The organism is Streptosporangium sp. NBC_01810 (assembly GCF_035917355.1).
In the GTDB taxonomy this organism is placed as follows: Bacteria; Actinomycetota; Actinomycetes; order Streptosporangiales; family Streptosporangiaceae; genus Streptosporangium.
Genome location: NZ_CP109070.1, coordinates 313,048 through 335,192 on the forward strand (window position 1 = coordinate 313,048; position 22,145 = coordinate 335,192).

Annotated in this window: 19 protein-coding genes; 2 read left to right on the forward strand and 17 right to left on the reverse strand. The window is 67.2% G+C overall.

All coding sequences use genetic code 11. From position 1 onward, the window contains the following. Positions 1 to 242: 242 nt before the first annotated feature. Positions 243 to 1,676 (reverse strand): aldehyde dehydrogenase, encoded by a 1,434-nt coding sequence (locus OIE13_RS01425; protein ID WP_326643918.1) that lies wholly within the window; start codon positions 1,674 to 1,676, stop codon positions 243 to 245. A gap of 383 nt (positions 1,677 to 2,059) precedes the next feature. Here OIE13_RS01425 and OIE13_RS01430 point away from each other — a divergent pair, with 383 nt between their 5' ends. Together OIE13_RS01430 and OIE13_RS01435 are read left to right on the forward strand one after the other, a co-directional pair. Further along, a complete protein-coding gene (locus OIE13_RS01430) occupies positions 2,060 to 2,971 on the forward strand; it encodes a coiled-coil domain-containing protein (protein ID WP_326643916.1) in 912 nt (303 codons plus the stop codon). A 149-nt stretch (positions 2,972 to 3,120) separates the two neighbouring features. Continuing rightward, the gene (locus OIE13_RS01435; protein WP_326643914.1) at positions 3,121 to 3,552 is read left to right on the forward strand and encodes a hypothetical protein; all 432 of its coding nucleotides are present in this window, start codon (positions 3,121 to 3,123) and stop codon (positions 3,550 to 3,552) included. 127 nt (positions 3,553 to 3,679) lie between these two features. On the opposite strand, the gene OIE13_RS01440 is transcribed toward OIE13_RS01435, so the two are convergent. The 16 genes from OIE13_RS01440 to OIE13_RS01515 form a co-directional block, all read right to left on the reverse strand. Beyond that, entirely contained in the window at positions 3,680 to 4,225 is a 546-nt protein-coding gene (locus tag OIE13_RS01440; protein ID WP_326829436.1) for an AAA family ATPase, read from the reverse strand. Positions 4,226 to 5,218: 993 nt separating this feature from the next. Next, complete coding sequence (gene meaB / locus OIE13_RS01445; RefSeq protein WP_326643911.1) at positions 5,219 to 6,256, reverse strand: methylmalonyl Co-A mutase-associated GTPase MeaB; 1,038 nt, start codon at positions 6,254 to 6,256, stop codon at positions 5,219 to 5,221. A gap of 26 nt (positions 6,257 to 6,282) precedes the next feature. Continuing rightward, complete coding sequence (locus OIE13_RS01450) at positions 6,283 to 6,693, reverse strand: VOC family protein (protein WP_326643909.1); 411 nt, start codon at positions 6,691 to 6,693, stop codon at positions 6,283 to 6,285. Between the two features lie 27 nt (positions 6,694 to 6,720). Beyond that, on the reverse strand, positions 6,721 to 7,794 hold the full coding sequence (locus OIE13_RS01455) for an ABC transporter permease (protein WP_326643907.1): 1,074 nt from the start codon (positions 7,792 to 7,794) through the stop codon (positions 6,721 to 6,723). Between the two features lie 15 nt (positions 7,795 to 7,809). Further along, entirely contained in the window at positions 7,810 to 8,913 is a 1,104-nt protein-coding gene (locus OIE13_RS01460) for an ABC transporter permease (protein ID WP_326643906.1), read from the reverse strand. Continuing rightward, complete coding sequence (locus OIE13_RS01465) at positions 8,910 to 10,469, reverse strand: ABC transporter ATP-binding protein (protein WP_326643904.1); 1,560 nt, start codon at positions 10,467 to 10,469, stop codon at positions 8,910 to 8,912. The genes OIE13_RS01460 and OIE13_RS01465 overlap by 4 nt, the downstream gene beginning before the upstream one ends. 3 nt (positions 10,470 to 10,472) lie before the next feature. Beyond that, entirely contained in the window at positions 10,473 to 11,474 is a 1,002-nt protein-coding gene (locus tag OIE13_RS01470) for a BMP family ABC transporter substrate-binding protein (protein WP_326643903.1), read from the reverse strand. Positions 11,475 to 11,539: 65 nt separating this feature from the next. Then, positions 11,540 to 12,961 (reverse strand): amidohydrolase family protein, encoded by a 1,422-nt coding sequence (locus tag OIE13_RS01475; RefSeq protein ID WP_326643901.1) that lies wholly within the window; start codon positions 12,959 to 12,961, stop codon positions 11,540 to 11,542. Between the two features lie 353 nt (positions 12,962 to 13,314). Continuing rightward, entirely contained in the window at positions 13,315 to 14,001 is a 687-nt protein-coding gene (locus OIE13_RS01480) for a GntR family transcriptional regulator (protein ID WP_326643899.1), read from the reverse strand. 119 nt (positions 14,002 to 14,120) lie between these two features. After that, positions 14,121 to 15,092, reverse strand: coding sequence for a hypothetical protein (locus OIE13_RS01485; protein WP_326643897.1), 972 nt, complete (start codon positions 15,090 to 15,092; stop codon positions 14,121 to 14,123). A gap of 6 nt (positions 15,093 to 15,098) precedes the next feature. Next, on the reverse strand, positions 15,099 to 16,091 hold the full coding sequence (locus tag OIE13_RS01490) for an LLM class flavin-dependent oxidoreductase (protein ID WP_326643895.1): 993 nt from the start codon (positions 16,089 to 16,091) through the stop codon (positions 15,099 to 15,101). A gap of 1 nt (position 16,092) precedes the next feature. Continuing rightward, positions 16,093 to 17,232: a M20/M25/M40 family metallo-hydrolase gene (locus OIE13_RS01495; protein WP_326643893.1), complete on the reverse strand. Its 1,140-nt coding sequence runs from the start codon at positions 17,230 to 17,232 to the stop codon at positions 16,093 to 16,095. Beyond that, positions 17,229 to 18,398 (reverse strand): CaiB/BaiF CoA transferase family protein, encoded by a 1,170-nt coding sequence (locus OIE13_RS01500; protein WP_326643892.1) that lies wholly within the window; start codon positions 18,396 to 18,398, stop codon positions 17,229 to 17,231. Before OIE13_RS01500 ends, OIE13_RS01495 begins: the two co-directional genes overlap by 4 nt. Positions 18,399 to 18,412: 14 nt before the next feature. Then, positions 18,413 to 20,005 (reverse strand): acyl-CoA mutase large subunit family protein, encoded by a 1,593-nt coding sequence (locus tag OIE13_RS01505; protein ID WP_326643890.1) that lies wholly within the window; start codon positions 20,003 to 20,005, stop codon positions 18,413 to 18,415. Continuing rightward, on the reverse strand, positions 20,002 to 20,424 hold the full coding sequence (locus OIE13_RS01510; protein ID WP_326643888.1) for a cobalamin B12-binding domain-containing protein: 423 nt from the start codon (positions 20,422 to 20,424) through the stop codon (positions 20,002 to 20,004). Before OIE13_RS01510 ends, OIE13_RS01505 begins: the two co-directional genes overlap by 4 nt. Continuing rightward, entirely contained in the window at positions 20,421 to 21,629 is a 1,209-nt protein-coding gene (locus OIE13_RS01515) for a M20 family metallopeptidase (protein ID WP_326643886.1), read from the reverse strand. The genes OIE13_RS01510 and OIE13_RS01515 overlap by 4 nt, the downstream gene beginning before the upstream one ends. Positions 21,630 to 22,145 lie beyond the last annotated feature (516 nt).

Genomic DNA, 22,145 nt, shown 5'->3' on the forward strand with positions numbered 1-22,145 from the left:
CACGTCTACCCATGGTGGACACATGAAATCCGCCGGAAGAAGTCCAGGGGACACGGAGCATCGCTCGACGATGCTCCGCGGGACATACTTCAGTGGTCGGGCGGTTGCCCAGTGTCGCGGGGGCGCGCTGGGCGGTGTGTCCGACGAGGGTGCCGGTACGGCTCGACACGAGCCGTACCGGCACCCACTCAAAGGAGCGGATCAGCCCGGACCAAGGATCAGCCCGGACTCAAAGGAGCGGATCAGCCCAGGCGGGCGATCGACTTGTACTCCAGGAAGGACGACAGTCCCTCGGGGCCCAGCTCGCGGCCGAGGCCGCTGCCCTTGAACCCGCCGAAGGGCGAGCTGGTCTCGATCATGAAGAGGTTGACGCCGTAGGTGCCGGTGCGCACCTGACGGGCGATGTCCATGCCGTGCTCGGTGTCGGCGGTCCACACCGTCCCGGCCAGGCCGTAGTCGCTGTCGTTGGCGATCCGGACCGCGTCGGCCTCGTCCTCGTACGGGATCACCGCCAGGACCGGGCCGAAGATCTCCTCGCGGGCGATGCGCATCTCGTTGGTGGCTCCGGCGAAGACGGTCGGCGCCACGTACCAGCCGCGGTCGTGGGGGCGCTCCAGGCCGCCGACGACGGCCTTGGCCCCCTCGTCGATGCCGATCTTGATGTAGCCCTCGACCCGCTCCTGCTGCCGCTTGGCGACCATCGGGCCGATACCGGTCGCCGGGTCGGACGGGTCGCCGACCGGCATGCCCCGTACCATCGCCGAGACCGCTTCCACCACCTCGTCGTAGCGGTTGCGCGAGGCCAGGATGCGGGTCTGGGCGACGCAGGCCTGGCCGTTGTTCATCAGCGAGGCGATCGACAGGAAGCCCATCGCGGAGGGCAGGTCGCAGTCGTCCAGAATGATCGCCGCGGACTTGCCGCCCAGCTCAAGCGTGCAGCGCTTGAGCTGCTCGCCGCAGATCGCCGCGATGCGGCGCCCGGCGGCGGTGGAGCCGGTGAAGGCGACCTTGTCCACGCCGGGGTGGGAGACCAGGTGCTCGCCCGCCTCGCGCCCGGCGGCGACGATGTTGACGACGCCGTCGGGGACGCCCGCCTCCCTGACCATCTCGGCCAGCAGGTAGGCGTCGAGCGGTGTCTCGGGCGCGGGCTTGACCACGATCGTGCAGCCCGCGAGGAGGGCGGGGGCCAGCTTGATCATGATGACGAACTGCGGGACGTTCCACGGGACCACGGCGGCCACCACGCCGACCGGCTCGCGGCGCACGGTCACCGGGCCGAACGTGCCCGCGCGCTCCTCCTCGACGGGGAAGGTCTTGCCGAGCTCGGCGTAGTACTGGAGCATGCCGAGCGGCTGCGGGGCCTGGGCCATTTGGGAGAAGGTGATCGGGGAGCCCATCTCCAGCGTGATGATCTCGGCCATCTCGCCTTGGCGGGCCGCGTAGATCTCGGCGAGCCTGGACAGGACGGCGGCGCGCTCGGGCATCGTCATCCGGGGCCACGGGCCGTGGTCGAACGCCTGGCGGGCGGCGGCCACCGCCCGGTCCATGTCGGCGGCGGTGCCGTCGGGGACCCGGCCGACGACCTCCTCGGTGTGTGGGGATATGACGTCGATGGTGCCGGTCCCTGCGGGGGCCACCCAGTCGCCCCCGATGAAGAGCGTGTCGTGCCGGCGCATGATGTGTTGCCTCCTGGTGGGCGGGCCAGAGTCATAATTTGAGCGAATGCTTGCTTGGACAGTGTTATCCGACAGTGTTATCCGACAGTGTCATCCGCGGGGAAGGGCGCCACAAGCCCCACCGCCGCTTGAGACCGAATCATGTTCTGTCGCCGATGGCAAGGGTGGCGGAAGTCTCCGCCCGATGAGCGGGCCGGGGCGCCCTGTGCGAAGATTCATCAGGGTTAAACCAGTGACACGTCAGGAAATGTTTACTCAAATCACCCTAAATGGGCAGATGGTTCGTCAATGGTGCGCGAGTTCCTCCGTTCCGGTGGCGAGCACCAAGATCGTCTTCTATAGTTTCGCTCCGTCCATGAGGGGGCGCCGGAGGTGAGCGAAGCGTGAGGCCGACTCGCTCGGCGGTGCTGGTCGCCGTGCTCGCCGCGCTGCTCCTGTCGCCGGCCGTCGCGGGGGCGGCACCCCTCCGAGCGGCCAAGCCCAGTCCGGAGGTCGAGCTCAAGAGGCTGACCAAGGAAGCGGCCGAGATCAACAAGAACTACCGCGGCCAGGTGCAGAGCCTGGAGGAGACCCGGGTCCAGGCCAGCAAGGCCACCGTCAACGCCAGGAGCCTCAAGCGTGCCCTGGTGGCCGCCGAGGCCGACGTCGTGCGCTTCGCCCAGACCGCCTACATGGGCGGTGCCCTGGACGACGGCAGCCTGCTGAGCTTCCAGGGCGACCCCACCCTGGCCCTCAGCCAGGCCGCCACCATGTCCTACCTGGCCGGCCGCCGCGCCACCCAGCTCAACCGGGTCAGGGAGCTCATCAAGAAGGCCAAGGCCGCGGAGAAGGCCGCCGACGCGAAGATCCTCAAGCTCAAGAAGGACATCGCCGACCTCAAGAGGCAGCGGGTCAGGATCGAGGGGCTGCTGGCCAAGTACGGTTTCCAGACCCCCTCTGGCAACGGCGGACTGACCCCCCGCACGGTCACCATGCGCAACACCGTGCTGCAGAGCTTCCCCATGCCCTACGGCTACGGCTGCCTGCGCCCCGGCGACCCGGGCGACCACGGCACCGGCCGGGCCTGCGACTTCATGCTGAGCACCGGCGGCCGCGTGCCCACTCCGGATGCTCTGGAGCGCGGCAACCGCCTCGCCCAGTGGGCCATCGACAACGGCAACAAGTACGGGGTCATGTACATCATCTGGCAGCAGAAGTACTACGACGTCCGCACCGGCGCCGGCTGGAAGATGATGTCCAACCGAGGCGGCAACACCGCCAACCACATCGACCACGTCCACATCTCGATGTTCTGAGCTGCTGGGCCCCTGACCTGCGGTGATCTCGTCATGTGGGGCCTTCAGGGCACATCCAGGGCACTTCACGCTTGATGATCTTCAGCTGGCACGCGATAGAAGGTAGGGGCGGGCGCGTGCCCGGAGAACCTCGCCCGAGGAGGATCGCGGTGCCCCTGATCTCTCGCAGCGACTGCGAGCTGAACGCCTACGACCGCACGTTCTTCGTGGTCGATGTGACATTCGCCTACGATCCCGGCGACTTCCCGGGTGGCGGCTGGTTCGGAGCGATCACGAACTGCTGCCGCGTCTCCGCGGACGACGACCGCGTGAGCATCCGGCTTGAGGCGTGGGCCGACGTACCCGAGGAGCAGCGCGAGCCTTGGGCGGACGTCGCCTCAGGCGTGTTCCGGTCGGAGACCGGGGAGATCTGCGCGGCGGAGCTCTACACGGATGTGCAGGACGGGTTCCTGATCCTTGGGGAGCCGGGCCGGGACCGGCATGTGCGGGCCCACACTCGCACCGATGACGAGGCGGATCCGAGGGAGGAGTTCCTCTTCCAGTTCTGGCCGGCTCCCGTCATCGAAAAGCCTTCCTTCTAGGACTTCGACGTCGCGTTGCCAGGGGGCGCCCATATGTTTTCGATGACCTGTCTCATGCGCTCCTCGCTGGAGGGCATCAGGTGTAACGGCACCGTCGGATATCAGAACTGTCCGAATGGGTGTTTGATCACTGGACCTTGGCCTCGGCCCATGCTCGGGTGAGGATCTCGTCGACGGTGTCGTCTGGAGTCTGGTCGGAGGTGTCGAGCCAGAGCCCGAGGTGGGGGGTCTGGCTCCGCAGGCCATCGTCGAGCATGTCGATGGTCCACTGGTTGTAGGCATTCTTGCCGCGGGCTGCTTCCCGGGCGGCGATGGCCTCGGGCCGGGGGGCGAGCACCATGACGAGCAGCGGCCGCTGCTGGATGAGTTCGATCATCTCAGTGAGGTGTTCGCCGAGGATGACGTCTTGGGCGACCACCGTGAACCCCTCCCGGAAGTACTCATTGCAGGTCGCCGCTGTCAATCGGTGGCGCAGACGCAGCTGCCGCACCGCCTCCTCGGAAGAGTCGGGAGTCATGTCCGCCCGCCCGTTGATCACCATGCGCCGGAACAGGTCACCTCGGACGTGCACCGAGCGAGGCAGCCGTTCAGCCAGCAACTGCGCGATGGTCGACTTCCCGGCCGCCTGGATCCCGGTGATGAGGATGACGGCCTGCTGGTGTGCTGGGGTCACTGTGCGGTGTCCTTCGTGGATCGGCGGCTGACGTCGGCGGCGTAGGTCATCCAGTCGCCGCTGCTGGCGCGTTGCCAGGCGACGGCGACGTCGATGTGGATGCCGAGCATGCGGGCGAGCAGGGCTGCGGGGAGTTCGGTGGCGAGTTGGAAGAGTGCGGCGGAGCGTGCTTGGCCGGGTTGGATGTCGAGGTTTTTGAGGCGTTGTCCGAGGTGGGTGGAGCTGATCGGGCGGCCGGGCCGGCCTCCGGGGAACAGCCGGGGTGAGGGGTTCCCGGTGCCGGTGGTGGCGTGTCCACGTTTGCCGTCCAGGAGCCGGCGGGTGAGGTCGGCGACGGGTTCGGGCAGGGTGATAGGCGCTGATCCCAGGCGGATGCGGACCGTTGTGCCGTCGATGGTGATCTGGTCGGTGGTCAGTCGGCTGATCCGGGCGACTGGTTGGGCATAGAGCAGGACGAGAAGACCCGCGAGGCGGTCCCGGTTGCCGATGGTGTCGTCGTGGAGCAGGCGGCGGGCTGCCTCCCAGCGACTTTCCTCGTCCAGTACTTGGGTGGGGCCGTGCCAGCGGGTGGCGGGAAAGGACAGCGTGGTGAGTCGCTGGCCGACGCTCCAGCGGACGAAGTGTCCTGCCTGGTAGCGGTGGGAGGCTTCCCCGCTGGCCCTGTTTGTCCGACGCGCTGGTCACGATCGAGGCGTCGGCGTCCAGCACGATCCACCCGTTCACGGCGCGGCCGGCGGTGCTCACCCAGGGGAATCCGTCAGGGCGCCGGGCGAGCAGGTCCCACACACGGCGGCGGATGGTGGCGCGTGCCCGGCCGATCCTGGTCAGGTGGTGTGCGGTCACCTCGCCCGGCGTTCGCCAGACGATCGGCATCGACGCCGTCGTACCGAATACCGGGGTCGGGTGCTTCAGCAGCGCGATACGATCTTGTCCGGGCCACTGTGAAAGATGCGGGCCGACCGGCGTCCGCGACCACCGAACGTCGCGAGGAACTCAAAGCTGCCCGCCGCTGAGATTGTCGGCCGCATGGCCGGCACCGAACTCCCCTAGGCGGCCCTGCACCATGACCCTCCGCCATGTCGCCAGCAGCATGTCTGCTGCCGCGTACGGGTCGGTCGTTCCTGCAACGACTTGTTCCGCGAACTCGTCGAGCACGGCATCGCCGCGAATCCCTTCCCAGTCTTCCCGCAGCGACGTCACGGCGATCGTTTCGATCTCTACTTTCGCGCGGGCCAGACGTCGCTGCCGCAGCTGTCCGTTGGATGTCATCCACTCCAGATGTTCGGTCAGCACGTCAGCGACCTCTTGGATTCCGTCGCCAGTTTGCGCGACCAGTCTGAGCACTGGACGCCGCCACTGATCTGGCCTGCGGTCCATCACCTGGGTTGCGGCGCGTACGTCGCGGCGCACCTGGTCGGCGCCGCCCCGGTCAGCCTTGTTCACGACGTACACATCGCCGATCTCCAAGATCCCGGCTTTCGCTGCCTGGATCCCGTCTCCCATGCCGGGGGCTAACAGCACCACCGTCGTGTCGGCCATTCCAGCGATCTGAACCTCACTCTGCCCGACGCCGACGGTCTCGATAATGATGACGTCGCAGCCCGCGGCGTCAAGGATCCGTAACGCATGCGGGGTTACCCGGGCCAGCCCTCCGAGCTGCCCTCGCGACGCCATCGACCGGATGTAGACGCCCCTGTCGTGGGCATGGTCCTGCATGCGTACGCGATCACCTAGCAGCGCACCGCCGGAAAACGGTGATGACGGGTCAACGGCGAGTACCCCCACCTGCTTGCCTTGCCTGCGTAACACGCTCACCAGTGCCGACGTGGAGGTCGACTTCCCCACGCCGGGCGCGCCCGTGATACCGACGACGTGCGCGTTTCCCGTGTACGGCGCGAGGCCGGCCATAATCTCACGCAGGAGCGGAGACGCGTTCTCGACCAGGGAGATCATCCGGGCCACCGCCCGCAGCTCCCCGTCGAGCGCCTGCTTCACCAGTTGCGCGACATTCCGCCCCGGATCCTGCCTCATCGCTCAGCCTCCGTCTTGCCTGTCGTTCACGCCGTGTGGCTGGGTTCCTGGACGAACTCGACCAGGACACCGCCGAACGAGTGGGGATGCGCGAACATGATCTGCGTACCCATCCCACCGGGGCGTGGTTTCTCGTCGATGAACATCACCCCACGGGCGCGCAGGACAGCGATCGTTTCTTCGATGTCATCTACTTCGAACGCGAGGTGGTGGAACCCTTCCCCGCGCCGTTGGATGGAACTACGGACGACGCCGTCGCCCGTAGCCTCGAGCGCCTGCAGCCAACAGTCGCCAACCGGGATCATGCGTTCGACGAACCCGTCGGCGCTCTCGCTGTGCTCGACCGGGGTGCCGAGCAGATCGCACAGGAGTCGCACCCACGGGGCACCGGTCTCCTCGGCGAAGGCGACGTGGTGAAGCTTGCGGACAAGGCTCATACAGATCTCCAAGGTGGCGAACGCGGGCTACAGGTTCTTCCGGTCGAAGGGTTCGGCGAGCGCGGAGGGGACCCGGGCCCGTCCCACCAGTCCGCCGAGCGCCGCCAGGCTGAGGATGTAGGGAAGAGCGAGCCACAGCTGCGCCGGCAGCGACAGGGCGAGGTCGAACACCAGCGGCGCCGCGATCACCGGCACGGCGCCCGCCAGGACCCATCCGGATTTGGTGACGCCGTTGCGGCGCACGTGGCGGACCAGGAACACGACCGCTACCGCGACTGCGGCCAGCCAGACCACCGACGGGATCGTCTCGGCTCCCTGCAGCCGCAGTTGCAGCGCGTCGGCCCCACCGAAGAGCAGGCACGCGAGGATCATCCCGCGGGGATGCCACTTGCCGAACACGACGGCGGCCAGCGCGAGGAAGCCGCGACCGCTGGTCATCCCTTCGATGAACAACCCGACCTGCACCACCGACAGGAATGCGCCGCCCAGGCCGGAGAGGCCTCCGGCGAGGAGCACGGCGCTCCAGCGGACCCGGTTGACGTTGATACCAGCGGTCTCGACCGCTTCGGGAAGCTCGCCGGAACCACGAACGGCCAGGCCCCACTTGCGGCGGTACAGCACCCAGGCGATGAGCGGAACGATCCCGTAGCACAGGTACACCACGGGTGACTGGTCGAAGAAGACGCGCCCGATGACAGGAAGGTCGGCGAGAACAGGGACCGGGACCTTGTCCATCCGGGCGACGGTGACCTGTCCGGCGTCGAGGTACATCTGACGGTTGAGGAAGATCGTGACGCCTGCCGCCAGCAGGTTGATCCCGACCCCGACGACGATCTGGTCGGCGCGCAGCGTGACCGACAGCAGCGCCATCACCATCGCCAGGCTGGTTCCGGCGACGATGCCCACGAGCAGGCCGAACCAGCTCGAATTGGTCTGCTCGACGATCAGGAACCCGAAGAAGGCGCCGAAGAGCATCATGCCTTCGAGCCCGACGTTCATGACACCGCTACGTTGTGAGACCAGCTCCCCGCTGGCGGCCAGCAGGATCGGCACGGCGAGGAGCAGAGTCGTCGTCAGCCATGCCATGTCAAGGGGTGACATCGTCCGGCCTCCTGATCAGTTCGTCTCTGAGGTCAGTGCTGCCACCGGCTGCGATCCGGGCGAGGTCTTGGCCGACACCCGCCGGACCCGCCGTTTCTCGAACAGGTAACCGGCGCCGGCGACCAGGATGATGACCAGACCTTGTGTCACCAGGACGAGTCCGGACGGAACACCGACGCGTGCCTCCAACAGGCCGCCGCCCTGCTTGAGGGAGGCGAACAGGAACGCGGCGGGGATGCAGGCCAGCGGCGAGTTCCTCGCGAGCAGCGCGACCACGATGCCTTCGAACCCGTAGTTGGCGGAGAAGTTGTCGGCCATGTTGGCCTGCGGGCTGGCACCGATCAGCGACGCTCCCGCCAGCCCTGCGAGGCCACCTGACGCGACGAGCGCCAGGGCGGAGATCCGTACGGTCTTGATGCCGGAATAGGCGGCGAAGTCGGGGTTGGCGCCGGTGGCGCGCAACCGGAACCCCGCCGTGGTGTTGCGCAGGAGCAGGGACAACCCCACCGCTGCCACCGGTACCAGGAAGAAGTCCAGGTGCAGCACCGTCCCGGGTATCAGCGTCGGCCATCGCGCGGCCTGCTCGATCGGCGCGGTCTGCCCGAGTGTCTGGGTCGGCTCCTCCAGCGGACCGGAGACCAGCCAGCTGACGCATTGGATCATGACGAAGTTGAGCAACAGGGTGGAGATGATCTCGTTGACGTCGCGCTTGGCCCACAACCACGCTGCGACCCCGGCCCACAGGCATCCGCCCAGGATGCCGCCCAGGATCATCAATGGCAGGTGGACGACGGCCGGGATACCACTGATCAGCAGCCCGATGGTCGCCGCGACGACGCCGCCCGCGAGGATCTGCCCTTCCAGCCCGACGTTGATCCGGCGGGCCGAGAACGCGAGCACCCATCCGAGCGCCGCCAGGGTCAGTGGCACCGACTTGGCCAGCATCGCACCCATCCGGCCGGTGCTCCCGAGCGCACCGTCGTAAAGCGCCTGCGCGGCCTCGCCGGGCGAGCTGCCGGCTGCCGCCACGATCGCCAGCGACGCCAGGAGCGCCAGCACCACCGCGCCGACGGAGACCGCCCACGCGATGAGCAGTCCACGCAATCGATCCGACATCATGCCATCGCTTCCGCTGCACCGGACATCAGGTGGCCGATCGTCTCCGAGGTCGCCTCGTCACCGACGAGGACACCGACGATCCGGCCACGCACCATGACCACGACCCGATCTGACAGGGTCAAAATCTCATCGAGCTCGGACGAGACGAGCAGCGTCGCGCCCCCTTGTTCCCGGTGCCGGTTGACGCACCGATACACGAACTCCATCGCGCCGATGTCGAGTCCGCGAGTCGGTTGTGCCGCGATGAGGAACTTCGGGGATCGTTCCAACTCCCGCGCCACGACCGCCTTCTGCTGGTTGCCGCCCGACAGTTGCCGCATCCGTACGTCGAGGCCCGGCACACGGATGTCGTAGTCGCTGATCAGCTTGCGGCAATGGTCCCGGATGGCACGACGCCGCAGGATCCCCGACCGTACGAACCGGTCATCGCCGAGGCTCTTCACCATGAGGTTGTCGACCATCGAGAGCGACAACGCGACCGCGTCACGATGCCGGTCCTCGGGGATCACCGCAGTGCCGGCGGCCGCGACGAGACTCGGGTCCAGCCGCTCGATCTCGACGTCGCCGATCTGCACACGGCCCCGGCTCGGCTGCCGGGCGCCGGCGAGGATGTCGACCAATTCGGACTGACCGTTCCCCTCGACACCGGCGACCCCCACCACCTCTCCCGCCCTGACCTGCAGGTTGATGTCGTCTAGGCGCACCCGGCCATCGGCGTCGCGAAGATGCACCCCCTGCACGTCGAGCATGACCGGGCCGGGTTCGACCTCGGCTCGGGGGACGCGCAGCAGAACCTCCCGGCCCACCATCATCCGCACGAGGTCCTTCACCGTCGCCTCGGCCGTGGTCACGGCCCCGACCACCTTTCCGCCTCGCAGAACGGTGCAGCGGTCGGCGACCTCGAACACCTCGCCGAGCTTGTGCGTGATGATGATGACGGACTTGCCCTGCCGGGCCAAGTCACGCAGCACCGTCGCTAGATGCTGCCACTCGCCTCGGGTGAGTACCGCGGTCGGCTCGTCGAGGATCAGCAGCTCGGCGTCTCGATAGAGAAGCTTGACGATCTCCACGCGCTGCCGTTCCCCGACCGACAGCTCGCTGATGCGAGCGTCGGGATCGACCTCCAGCCGGTGCTGCTCGGCGAGCCGGGTGAACCGATCCCTGACGCCTGCCAGATCCGATCCGGCGGCCAGGTGTCCTGGTGCCGTCAGGGCGATGTTCTCGGTCACGGTCATGTCCGCCACCAACATGAAGTGCTGGTGGACCATGCCGATGCCGAGCTGTTGCGCATCGCGGGGCCGCCGGATCGTGACCTGCCGGCCGTTGACGTGGATCGAGCCCTCGTCCGCCTGCACGACCCCGTCGAGGATCTTCATCAGCGTGCTCTTGCCAGCTCCGTTCTCGCCGAGAAGGGCGTGAATCTCACCGCGCAGCACTTCGAAGGTGACGTCCTCGTTCGCGACGACTCCCGGGTAACGCTTCGAGATGCCCAGCATCTTGAGGAACGCTTCGGAGGTGATTTGCCCCTTGTCGGGTGCTTCGGGCTGGCGCATCATCGATCAACCGCCCTCGGGCATCTTGATCTCACCGGCGTTGATCTTGGCCGTGACCGCGTCCGCCTCGGCCTGCAGATCCGCGGAGTTCGGGCACATGGTCAGCTTCTGAATCTTCGGGTCCTCCAGCGCGTACTTCTTGGTGCCCGTGGGCAGCCTTCCACTGGTGTAGTCCTGCAGGATCGTCGTCACCAGCTGCTGGTTGTTCTGGTAGTCGTAGCCGATGAGGGCATCGGACTCCTTGCAGCGGTTGGTGGTGGGATTGAACACCTTGACGTCCTTGCCCGATTCCTCGATCGCCTGCAGCACACCCGGCAGACCGGCGTCGACGAACGCGTAGATCACGTCGACCCCGTCGGTGATCTGGGCGGCGGCGGCCTGTTTGGCCTTGGTGGCGTCGCTGAAACTCCCGACGGTGATCGCCGAATACTTGATGCCCGGGGTGGTGGCGTGAGCGCCGGCCTTGAAGTCGATGTCCGACTGGCTGGTCGGCGGGATCTGCGCCCCGCCGATGAACCCGACCTTTCCGGTCTTGGTGACCTTGGCGGCGAGCACGCCCGCGACGTAGGCGGGAACGCCCTGCAGCATCATGTAGGCGTGGAGGTTGCCGATGCCCTCCGTGACGACACCTGACATCACGAAGGTCGTGTCGGGGTGCGTGGCCGCGATGGCGTTCGCGCCGGCGACCAGCGCGCTTCCGCCGCCGATGATGAGGTCGTTGTCGGCGGCCAGGTTGGTCAGCGCGTCCGTGATCTGCTGAGGGGCGACCAGGTTGTCGACGACCGACACCTTGAGGTTCATCGCCTCAGCGTTCTTGGTGACGCCTTCCAGATACGTCTGGTAGAAGGCGTTATCGTTGCGGGGCCCAGCCAGAGCGACTCCGACTCGGATGGTCTTTTCCTTATCCGAGCCCTCGGGGGCATCGGTTGCCCCAGCCCCGCAGGCGCTCGTGAGCAGCAGCGATCCCGCCACCGCCACCGCGGCGGTCAATCGTGAAGGAATTATCATGATGAAGCTCCATTGGGGGAAGAAGCCGAAGAGCATCGGCAATGGCGCTGAGTGAGAGCGGATCATCAGTAGATAGGCCAAGTGCCGCGAGGCTCGATCCCGATCTCCTTGAGCACGCGGCGGTCGATCTTCTCGACCTCCTCGCGGAGAGCGCCTTCGTCGACCCTGGTGAGCTTCTTGTTGTCCAGCAGGATGTCCCCACTGACCAGAACGGTGTGGACGGAGTGCCCGGTCGCCCCGTACACGAGGTTCGCGACGGGGTTGTGCAGCGGCCGCCAGTCGAAGTCGTCGGCCTCGTAGACGACGATGTCGGCCTGCTTGCCGACCTCGATGCCGCCGACGATGTCGTCCCACCCCAGCACGCGCGACCCGCCCAGGGTGCCCATCTCCAGCGCCTGCTCGGCGCTGACGGCGTTCGGGTCCTGCCGAGCGTCCCGCGGCAGCAGGGCGGCGAGCGAGATCGCCCGAGTGATGTCCTGGTGGTTCGAGCAGTTCTCGGCATCCGTGCCCAGGCAGATCGGGACGCCGGCGGCGAGCAACTCGGGCCACTTGCCGAACTGGGTCGTGCCCTTGGCGAGCTTCAACGCGGTACTCGGGTTCTGGGAGATCCGGGCACCGGAATCGGCGATGAGGGGGACCTCCCACTCCGCCACGCTTGTGACGTGGTTCATGAGGACCCGCTCGTTGAGCGCACCGATCTTGTGCATGTGCTCGATCGGCCGGTGACCGAACGCCTTCAGTTCCAGCGCCACCTCGCGCTCGCTGGTGGACTTGTGGATCACCATCAGTGACTCGGCTTCCAGCGCCAGTCTCGCCGCGCCCACGGTCAGCTCATCGGAGCAGGTGCCGACGCCCTCGATCGTCACGGCATCCCGGATACGCGGGTTGTTGAAAGAGCGGACGGTCTCCACACCCCACTCGAGCCGCTTGATAGCCTCCTTGGCATCGAACTTCAACCAGTCAGGAAGATCGCTAGGACCGGCGGAGCCGTTCTGGTCCCACGTCCAGGGACCGATCCGGCACCGCATGCCTGACGTCGCCACCGCCGTCATGACGGCCTCGATGTGGTTGCACCCTGGCTCTTCGAAGCTTGTGGTTCCGAAGCGCACCATCTCCGCGGTCGCGTGCAGTGCGTAGACGTGCATGTCCTCGGCGGTCAGCCGTGAGAAGGATGGGTAGATGAAGCGCCGCAGTGCGTCGAGGGTGGTCCCCCCTTCAGGCATCGCCCCCTTGGCGCAACACAGCAGGTGACGGTGACCGTTCGACAGGCCGGGGATCGTCACCTTGTTCCGGCCGTCGATGACGCGCTTCGCGTGGTAGCGGCCGGCGAGGTCCTCTCGTCGCCCGACATCGACGATCACGCCATCCTTGATGGCGACGAACCCCTGCTGGAAGATCCGGCGCTCCGGGTCGAGGCTGAGAACCCAGCCACCGTCGATGACAATGTCGACTTCCACCGTCGAGGAGATGGTTTGCTCTTCTGACATCTATAAGCCCTTCCCAAGCAGCAACGGCCTGCCAGGTATCTGGAGCCCCACGGAAGATCAGATCTGAGATCTGATATCGCATTGGCGCAAACCTATCGATGGCCGGAGCAGATCGTCAACAGTTTGAGAGACGGAATCCCCGGCGCGACATTCGAAAGCCGCAGGTCCGAGACCCTCAGGGCACGGGGATCAGGCAAGGCGGGACCTGGACGGCGACCATTGCCCCGAGGGTGGGACGTCACCTCAGGGGGTGCGAACAGCCAGGTGCCTGAGCCGGAGATTCCGGCGAACATGATGGTCGGGGGCGAGGGTCATCGCCCCCTTCGCCCCCGTCGGCAAGGAGCGGGCGAGTGTCAGGCGGGGCCGGAGTCGCTGAAGTTCTCCAGCTGGTCGGCCATCACCGAGACGACATGCGACCGCATCAGCTTCTCGGCGCCCTCGGCGTCGCCCTGGGCGATAGCCGAGCAGATACCGGCGTGCTCTTCGATCGACTGCTCAAGGCGCCCAGGGATGCCGACGGTGAGCCGCCCGATGCGCCGCTGGTGGCCTTCGAGGTTTTCTATCAGATCGTTGATCCACTTGTTGTTCGACTGACTGTAGATGAGCCGGTCGAACTCCTCGAACAGCCGGACGACCTCGGCAACATCGTCGGCGGCGAGCGCGTCGCGGCCCGCCTGCACGTTGCGCTCGAGGTCGGCGCGCAACCGGCCGGTCGGCTCGGCCGCGGCCGTGGCCGCGCAGGCGCCCTCGATCAGCTCGCGCACCTCATAGACCTCACGGAGGTCCTCGCGGCTGTAACCGGCGACGACCGCGCCCTTGTACGGAATCAGCCGCACCAGCCGGTCCTTGTGCAGCCGGACGAAGGCCTCCCGGATCGGCGTCTTGCTGACCCCCAGACGCGTGGCGATGTCGACCTCACGTAGCGCGGCGCCCACCTCGAAGTCGCCGTCCACGATGCCTTGGCGGAGATACTGGTAGACGCGGTCCTTGAGCTGCAGATGCGGCAACCCGTCCTGACCGAGGCGTTCCGCCGATTCCATTCAGGCCCCTAGATGAATTGTCGTTCCGGGAGATAGGCGTCTGTACGGCGTCTTGACAACTCCCAAGACAGCATAGTTTCGCGCGTAAGATGTGATGTGCCAAACCAGAAACGTCAAGTTCAGGTAAGCTCCCCGTTGATCAGGATCGGGCGACTGTCGAGCTCCAACGTCGCCTCCCGCATGACACAGTCGAGATGGGCCGAAGCGTCGACGGTCCCCCCGTAGGCGATCGAGTTGCCCAGCGCTATGTGGGCGCTGCCCAGGGTCGACTCGGTCTCCATCGCGATGCCGCATACCCGGCCATTGGGGTTCAACCCCATGGAAACCTCGGCGAGGTTGCTCATCCGCTCATCCTGGCAGCGGTCCATCATCTCCGTCAGGCGGATTCCTTCATCACCTTCGACCGCCACGAGGTGTCCGTCGGTGAAGTGCAACGCGACCGGCCGGGTCACCGGCCCCTGCCCCATGAACAGGAAGTCGGCGTCGATGACCACGACCCCGTTCGAGCTGTGCTCGACCGGGGCGGTCCCCGACTCGACATCGGGCGGCGCCATGTAAGCACCCCTGTCGCGGGCGACCCCGAACAGGGCCCGGCCCGGACGCCCTTCAACCGATCCGGACAGGTCGGTGCCCGCCGGGGTCGTCAACCGGTAGCTGGACGCCGATCCCCACGCTCGCGCGAGCCGCTCGGTCAAGGTTCGCAACCGGTCGAAGTCGACGTCGAACGGCCCACCGAGCCGGAAGGTGTCGGCGACGACGCCCGGCATGGCCAGGTAGCGCACGCCCTTCGCGGTCGCCCTCTGGCGCGCCCGGCTGGACCCGATGAACGTCGAGGTCAGCTCGATCGCGGCGGCGGCGCCGGCCAGCAGGCCCGCGACCGCCGCCGGCGGCTCACTTCCCGGCACCACGTATCGCGGCATCTTCGCTACGACCGGGACACAGTGCCTCTCCTCCAGGCCCGAGACCAGCGCCGCGACGACGTCCGCGTCGGTGCCCTCGTCAACGAGGAGGACCACCTCCTCCAGCGGCCGGGCACCCAGGCACTGGTCGAGGACGGTGGACAGGGTCCGGTCCGGAACGGGGTTTGCCACGACCGTTCAGCTTCCGGTGACGCTGTCGAAGCATTCCTTGAAGTACCGGACCGTCTTCATCCGGTCATCGCCGAGCGGGAACACGCTGACGCACTCCACGTCGAGTTCGAGCATGTTCTTGATGTGCTCCCGGGCACGGTCCTTGCCACCGGCCAGCGACATCCGATGCACGAACTCGTCAGGAAGCAGTTTCGCGGCCTGCTCGGCCTCCTGGAACTCCCCACCGCTGTACATCTCGCGGACCTGCCGGACGAGCTCGTTCGACAGACCCGCCATCTCGCAGTACACCGGAGCGGTCTGCGGAAACCAGGCGGCGATGGTCCGGCCGGCGGCCAGCGCCTTGTCCTCGTCGTCGTCGATCGCGCCGTACGCGAAGACGGTGATGTCCGGACGGGCGGACCGGCCCGCCTTCTCCGCGCCCCGTTCGATGTGGTCGATCGCCCACCGCAGCCCTTCCGGGTGCAGGCCGGCGAGTAGGATGACGCCGTCGGCGACACGACCGGCGAGCTCGAGGGTCTTCGGACCGCTCGCCGACATGTAGACCGGGATGTCGGAGCGCCCCGGCTCGCGCATGTGGGCATCATCGAGGACGAAGCCCGGCGCTCGCATCGTCACGTTCTCACCGGTCCACAGCCGCCGGATCGCGTCGATGCCCGCCTCGAGCTGCTTGAGCGGCGCCGGCTTCGAACCGAGCGCGAGCAGCGGACGATCTCCGGCGCCGATGCCGAGGACCGCGCGCCCACCGGAGACCTCGTCGACCGTGGTGATGGCGGTGGCGGTGACCGCGGGGTGGCGGGTGATGGGGTTGGTCACCGCGGTCCCGAGCCGTATCCGGTCGGTCCGCGACGCGGCCAGGGTGAGGTACACATAGACGTTCCGTGCGTGCAGCGACGAGTCGGTGAGCCAGAGTTCGTCGAACCCGTTGCCCTCGATCTCCTCGACCATGGACTCGAATTCCGTTGGGGCGTCAACGGGTTGCAGTGCCACTCCGCTAAGCATTTCAAACTCCCGAGGAGATGTACGTGTAGATGGTGGTGACCAGAGCCCGCAGGCCGAGCGTGACCGGTTGGATCTCGATCCACTCGGTCTCCGTGTGAGTGCCGTCCCCGTAGGTGATGCCGAGGGTCACCGCCGGGATGCCGAGCTTGTAGGCGGCGTTCGCGTCGGTGCTGGCTGCCGTGTAGCGGGGCTCGATGCCCAACGCCCGCAGCGACGCCGCGGCGGCCTCGACGAGTGGATGGTCTGCGTCCATCCGTCCCGCCGGGCGGTCGCCGATCTCCTCGATCTCGACGTTCACCCGCGGGGGGACATTCTCCAGGATCGCCGTCGCGCCCTCGGTGAGCGACCGCAGGGCGAGCGGGTCCTCCGAACGCAGGTCGAGGTCGAACATGCAACGCTGGGCGCGGGCGTTGATGGACTCACCGCCGTGCAAGGTGCCGACGTTGACGGTTACCTTCGCGGTGTGCTCCACCCGGAGGTGCCCCAGGTCGCGGATCATCTCGGCCGCCACATGAACCGCGCTCGGGACATGCGGGTCCTCCCACGCGTGCCCACCGGGAGCGGTGACGGTGACGCGCTTGCGGACCGAGCCGACCCCGATCAGGTTCACCCGGCCGAGGTAGTTGCCTTCGAGGGCGATCAGGGCACCGATCGGGACGAGCGGACGGTCGAGGGCGGCGGTGACACCGCGGAGGTTGCCAAGGCCCTCCTCACCGACGGTGGCCACGATCCACACCGGCCGGTCCGTCGGTGCCGCCATCAGCCGGTCGAGGCTGGACAGGGCGGCGACCGCGACCGTGTCGTCCCCGCAGCCGGGCCCGACGAGACGTCCCGCGCCGTCATGGGTGAGCCCGTGCCGGATGTCGCGTCCGAAGACGGTGTCGAGGTGCGCGGCGATCAGCACAGCCGGGCCGCGACCTTCACACACCCTTGCCCACACGTTTCCCACCTGGTCCATCGCGACCTCGCGCAGGCCGTCAGCACGCCACCACTGGGCGACCCGCTCGGCGCGGTCGGCCTCGTCCAGCGGCGGCGCCGCGATCAGCGAGAGCTCGATGGTCCGCTCGATGACCTGGCCGGCCTCGATGTCGCTGGTGGTGGCCAGAGCCGCCCGGGCCGCTTCGTCGAACGAGTCGGTCATGAGTCGACCACCACCTCGGCTTGGCCGACGGCCTGCCCGAGATCCAGCTCGGCCAAGATCTCATCGGTGTGCTCGCCCAGCTCGGGCGCGCCACGGTCATAGGAGAGAGGACCGTCCACCTGGAACGGCGGACCGATGTAACGGTAGCCGCCGGTCCGTATGCTCTGCTCCCGGACCAGCCCCAATACGGCGACCTGGGGCGAGGATAGCACCTGTGCGAGATCCCGCACCCGGGCCGACGGGATCCTGGCCTTCCCGAGATGCGAGAGCCAGGCGTCGACGTCCTGCTCGGCCAGCACGGCCTCGATCGCGTCGACGAGATCGGTGAGGTTGCGGACCCGGTCGGCATTGGTGGTGAAGCGAGAGTCCTCGAGTAACCATCGGGTGTCGAGGGCGCCGCACAGGCGATGCCAGAGATCCTCGCTTCCCGCGCCGGCGATGACGAGGTAGCCATCACGCGCACGGAACGCGCCGTACGGAGCGAACGTCGGGGAGTGGCTGCCCATCTGCCGCGGTACCTCGCCGTCGACGAGGTACGCGGGTGCCGCGCTGGAGAAGGCGGCGACCGCGAACTCCAGCAGCGACGATGACACGTACGCCCCGTCGCCGTGACGTTCTCGTCCCATCAGGGCTGCGACCACCGCGAGCGCGCACGAAACGGCGCTGCCGATGTCGAGGATCGGCACGCCGACCTTGACCGGTTCCCCTCCGGCGACACCCGTGACGCTCATCAGGCCACCCTCGGCCTGCAGGATCAGGTCGAACCCGCCCCGGGAGGCGTCCGGGCCGACCTGGCCGTACCCGGAGATGGAGGCGTACACCAGGCGCGGATGACGCGCGCGCACCGAATCGCTGTCGAGCCCTACCCGCCTGAGGGACCCGGGCCGGCCGTTCTCGATCATCACATCAGCCGACCCGATCAGGGCCTCCATGACGCGCAGCCCCTCGTCGGACTTCAGGTCGACGTGGATGCTGCGCTTGCCGGTGTTCAGCACCTGGAACAACACGCTCTCGTCACCGACGAACGCGGTCCCCTGCACCCGGTACGGATCGCCGGCGGCCCCCACCTCGACCTTGATCACATCGGCGCCGAGCGAGGCGAGGAGCATCGAAGAGTAGGCCCCCGAGACGAACCGGGTCAGATCGACGACCCGGATGCCTTCCAACGGCCTTTGCCGCCTCACCATAGCTGCGGCTCGCGGTAGACGCCGAACCTCGCCCGCATGGTGTCCGCGATCTCCCCGAGAGTCGCGCCGGCCCGACCGCACTGCATGATGTACGGCATGGTGTTGGCGCCGTTGCCGAGTGCCTCGTCGAGGTCCTCCAGCGAGTTCCGCACCGCCGCCTCGTCACGGGCCGCGAGCCGGTCCCGCAACTTGCGCCGCTGACGGTCACCCGCGGTCTCGTCGATCTCGAACAGGGGTGGGGCGATGTCGGAGTCGTCGGTGTACTTGTTCACCCCGACCTTGATGCGTTCACCGCTGACGATCTGCCGCTCGTAGGCGTACGCGGACTCGGCCACCCATCGTTGCGGGATGCCCTGGGCGAGCAACTCGACCAGCCCTCCGCCGGCGTCCACCTCGTCGACCAGCGCCCACGCGCGCTTCTCGATTTCGTCAGTGAGGCTCTCCACGAAGTACGAACCGGCGAGCGGGTCGATCACCCTCGCGACCCCGGACTCGTGCGCGATGATCTGCTGGGTACGCAGCGCCAGCCGTACCGATTCCTCGGTCGGGATCTCCAGCGCCTCGTCGTACCCCATGACGTGGATCGACTGTGCCCCGCCGAGCACTGCCGCGAGGCACTGCAGAGTGGACCGGACCACATTGTTCAGCGGCTGCTGCGCGGTCAGGGTCGCTCCGGAACATCCGGAGAAGAACCGCAGCCGCGCCGAGTTCTCCTGCTTCGCGCCGAACCGCTCAGTGGCCAGCCTGTGCCACATGCGACGCGCCGCGCGGACCTTCGCCGCCTCCTCGAACAGGTCGAGCTGGCTGGAGAAGTGAAAGGACAACCTCGGCGCGAAGAAGTCGAAGTCGAGTCCCCGGGCGAGGAACGCCTCAGTGTAGGCGATCGCCGAGGCCATGGTCAGCCCGACCTCCTGGATCGCGTTGCATCCCGCTTCCCTGGCGTGGTACCCGGTGATCGAGATGCCGTTGAACCGCGGCAGCTCCGCCGAGGCGTACTCCACCACGTCGGCGACGAACCTGATCGACGCTTCCGGCGGGAAGATGAACGTCTTGCGGGCCAGGAACTCCTTGAGGATGTCGTTCTGCAGCGTTCCGGCGACATCACGCAGGTTCACGCCCTGCCGCTCGGCCGCGACCAGGTAGAACGCCAGGATGATCGGGGCGGTCGCGTTGATCGTGAAGTTCACCGACAGTTCGCCGATCGGCAGGCCGTCGAACACGGCCTCCATGTCCTCGACCGTGTCGATGGCCACGCCCACCCGGCCGACCTCCGAGGCCACGTCCGGCGCGGTCGAGTCGTATCCGAGTTGCGTAGGCAGGTCGAACGCCACCGACAGAGCCGTCTGTCCTTGCGAGAGCAGGTAGCGGTAGCGGGCGTTGGTGTCTTCCGCCGAGCCGTACCCGGCGTACTGGCGCATGGTCCACAGCCGCTCGCGATACATCGTCGGGTAGGGCCCCCGCGTGAACGGAGGCTTCCCCGGTAGGCCGAGCCTGTCTTCCAGCCCGTCCTCGACCATGTCCGCGAAGTAGATCGGCTCCAGGGGAATCCCTGAATCGGTGGTGACCTCGTTGGGGTCATCGTTCATGACGCACTCCGCCCTCGTTGCGCAATGTCGAAAATCCTGGCCACCACGTCCGGCAGCGGCGTGCCCACCGGGAAGACGTCACGGACACCGAGGGTCTTGAGCCTGTCGACATCGGCGGGCGGAATCGTCCCGCCGATGACGATGGCGATGTCGTCCAGGTTCGCCTCGCGGCAGGCTTCGATCAGTTGCTCGGCCACGGCGATGTGCACGCCGGAGAGAACCGACAGCCCGATGATGTCCACATCCTCGGCCAACGCGGCCCCCACGATTTGGCTCGCCGACTGCTGGAGGCCGAGGTACACGACCTCGGCTCCGGCGTCGCGCAGTGCCATCCCGACGACCTTGACGCCGCGGTCATGCCCGTCTAGGCCCGGCTTGGCCAGGACGACTCGCGGGCGGACGGTCACCGGGTCGCTCATCGGGTCTCCTGGTCCCCGAGCGCGAGGGCCGCGAAGGTGGCGTAGACCTGGGTGGCCTCGACGATGTCGTCGATCGACAGGTGCTCATCGGGGCAGTAGACGGGTTCGCCTCCGGGGCCGAAGATGATCGTCGGAACCTTCTGGCCGAAGCTCGCGGTGTCGCCGAGCCACCCGGCCGCCTGCAACGGCGGTTCGCTGCCGCGCACCGAACGCACCGAGTCGCGCATGAGCTGGACGACGCGGTCACCGGGCTGGGCGAGGTAGCCGGACTTGACGTCGGCCAACGTGACGTCGGCCTCGAACCTCGGGTCGCGGACCTTGGCCGCGCGCAGGCAACGGTCGATCTCCTCCCGCACCTGCTCCACGGTGACGCCGGGCTGCGGCCGGCAGTCGACGCGGATGACGCACTCGTCGGGGATCATCGACGGGCCACCCGGCGGTAGTCCACCGTAGACCCGGCCGGGAGCCATGTAGGTCTCCGCACCGAACAGGTCGGTCACCCAGTCCTCGAGCTGTGGCGTGAGGCGGGACTGGTCGAACTCGAGCAGGGCATGCGCGGCGAGTGTGTTGGCGTTGACCGCGAGCGGCTTGTGGCAGGTATGGGCGGACTTGCCGCGCACCGTGATGTCGAAATAGTAGCGGCCCCGGTGGCCGAGGAAGATCTCGTTGCCCGACAGCTCTCCGAGCACGCACAGGTCGGCCGGGTACTCGTTGAAGTAGGCGATCGACCCGAGCTGGTCACCCATGTGATCGGAGACGGCCGCCATCGCGACCGAGCCGCGCAGCGGGATGCCGGAGTCGCGCAGCGCCTCCATGGCGACGATCTGGCAGACCAGCGCCGCCTTCATATCCATGATGCCGTGGCCGTAGATGGCCTTGTCGATGATGTCGCCCGAGAACGGCTCGGTCTTGGTCCAGCCCTGCGAGACCGGCTTGGTGTCCATGTGACCGGTCATCACCACCCGCGGCCCCGCACCGAAGGTGACCTCCCCGACCGTGTTCGGCCGGTCCGGAAGGACGTCCTGCAGCGCGGTCTTCTCGAAGCCGGAGTCCTTCATCACATCGAACAGGAACTTCGCAAGCGGGCCCTCGTCACCGAGGATGCTCGGGATCCGGCAGACCTCCTGAACGAGCGTCGTCAGCCGTTCGTAGTTGATGGCATCGACCGCACGAGAGGCCGCGTCGTCGCTTACCTCAGTGGTCATTCTTCATCCTTCCCTCGCTGACTGCGGTCGGTCGAATGGGGCCACCCAGGCGGCAGCACGGGGCTCCCGATGTTCGGCACCGAAGCCCAGCACCAAGTGTTTAAGATCTGATATGCAATCTAGCAGGCCCGGCAGGCCATGTCACTATCATCACTCATCAGATCTGAGATCTAATATCTCCTTTGTGGTGTTTGGGTGTGCCGTGCCAAAACTCATGCACCGGCTCCAACCTGGTATTTCGCATGCTTCCGAGGCGGGTGATGTTCTGGTGCCCAGAGCTTCGTCCACTTCGTGTGACCTGCAGTGTCTGCGGTTGGCAGGGTGCGTGGAAGGAGGCGGATGATCCTACCGAGGGGACGTCACCTAGAAGAGGGAACCTCGTAGGCAGGTGGCTGGCCAGCCATCAAGTCGGTCAGGTCGTTATCGGTGAGGCTGAGGTCGAAGGCGTTGCCCGCCTGCCATGGATTCCAGCCGCGATCAAGGGCCCTACGTATGGTCGCCATCACGAGCACCGGC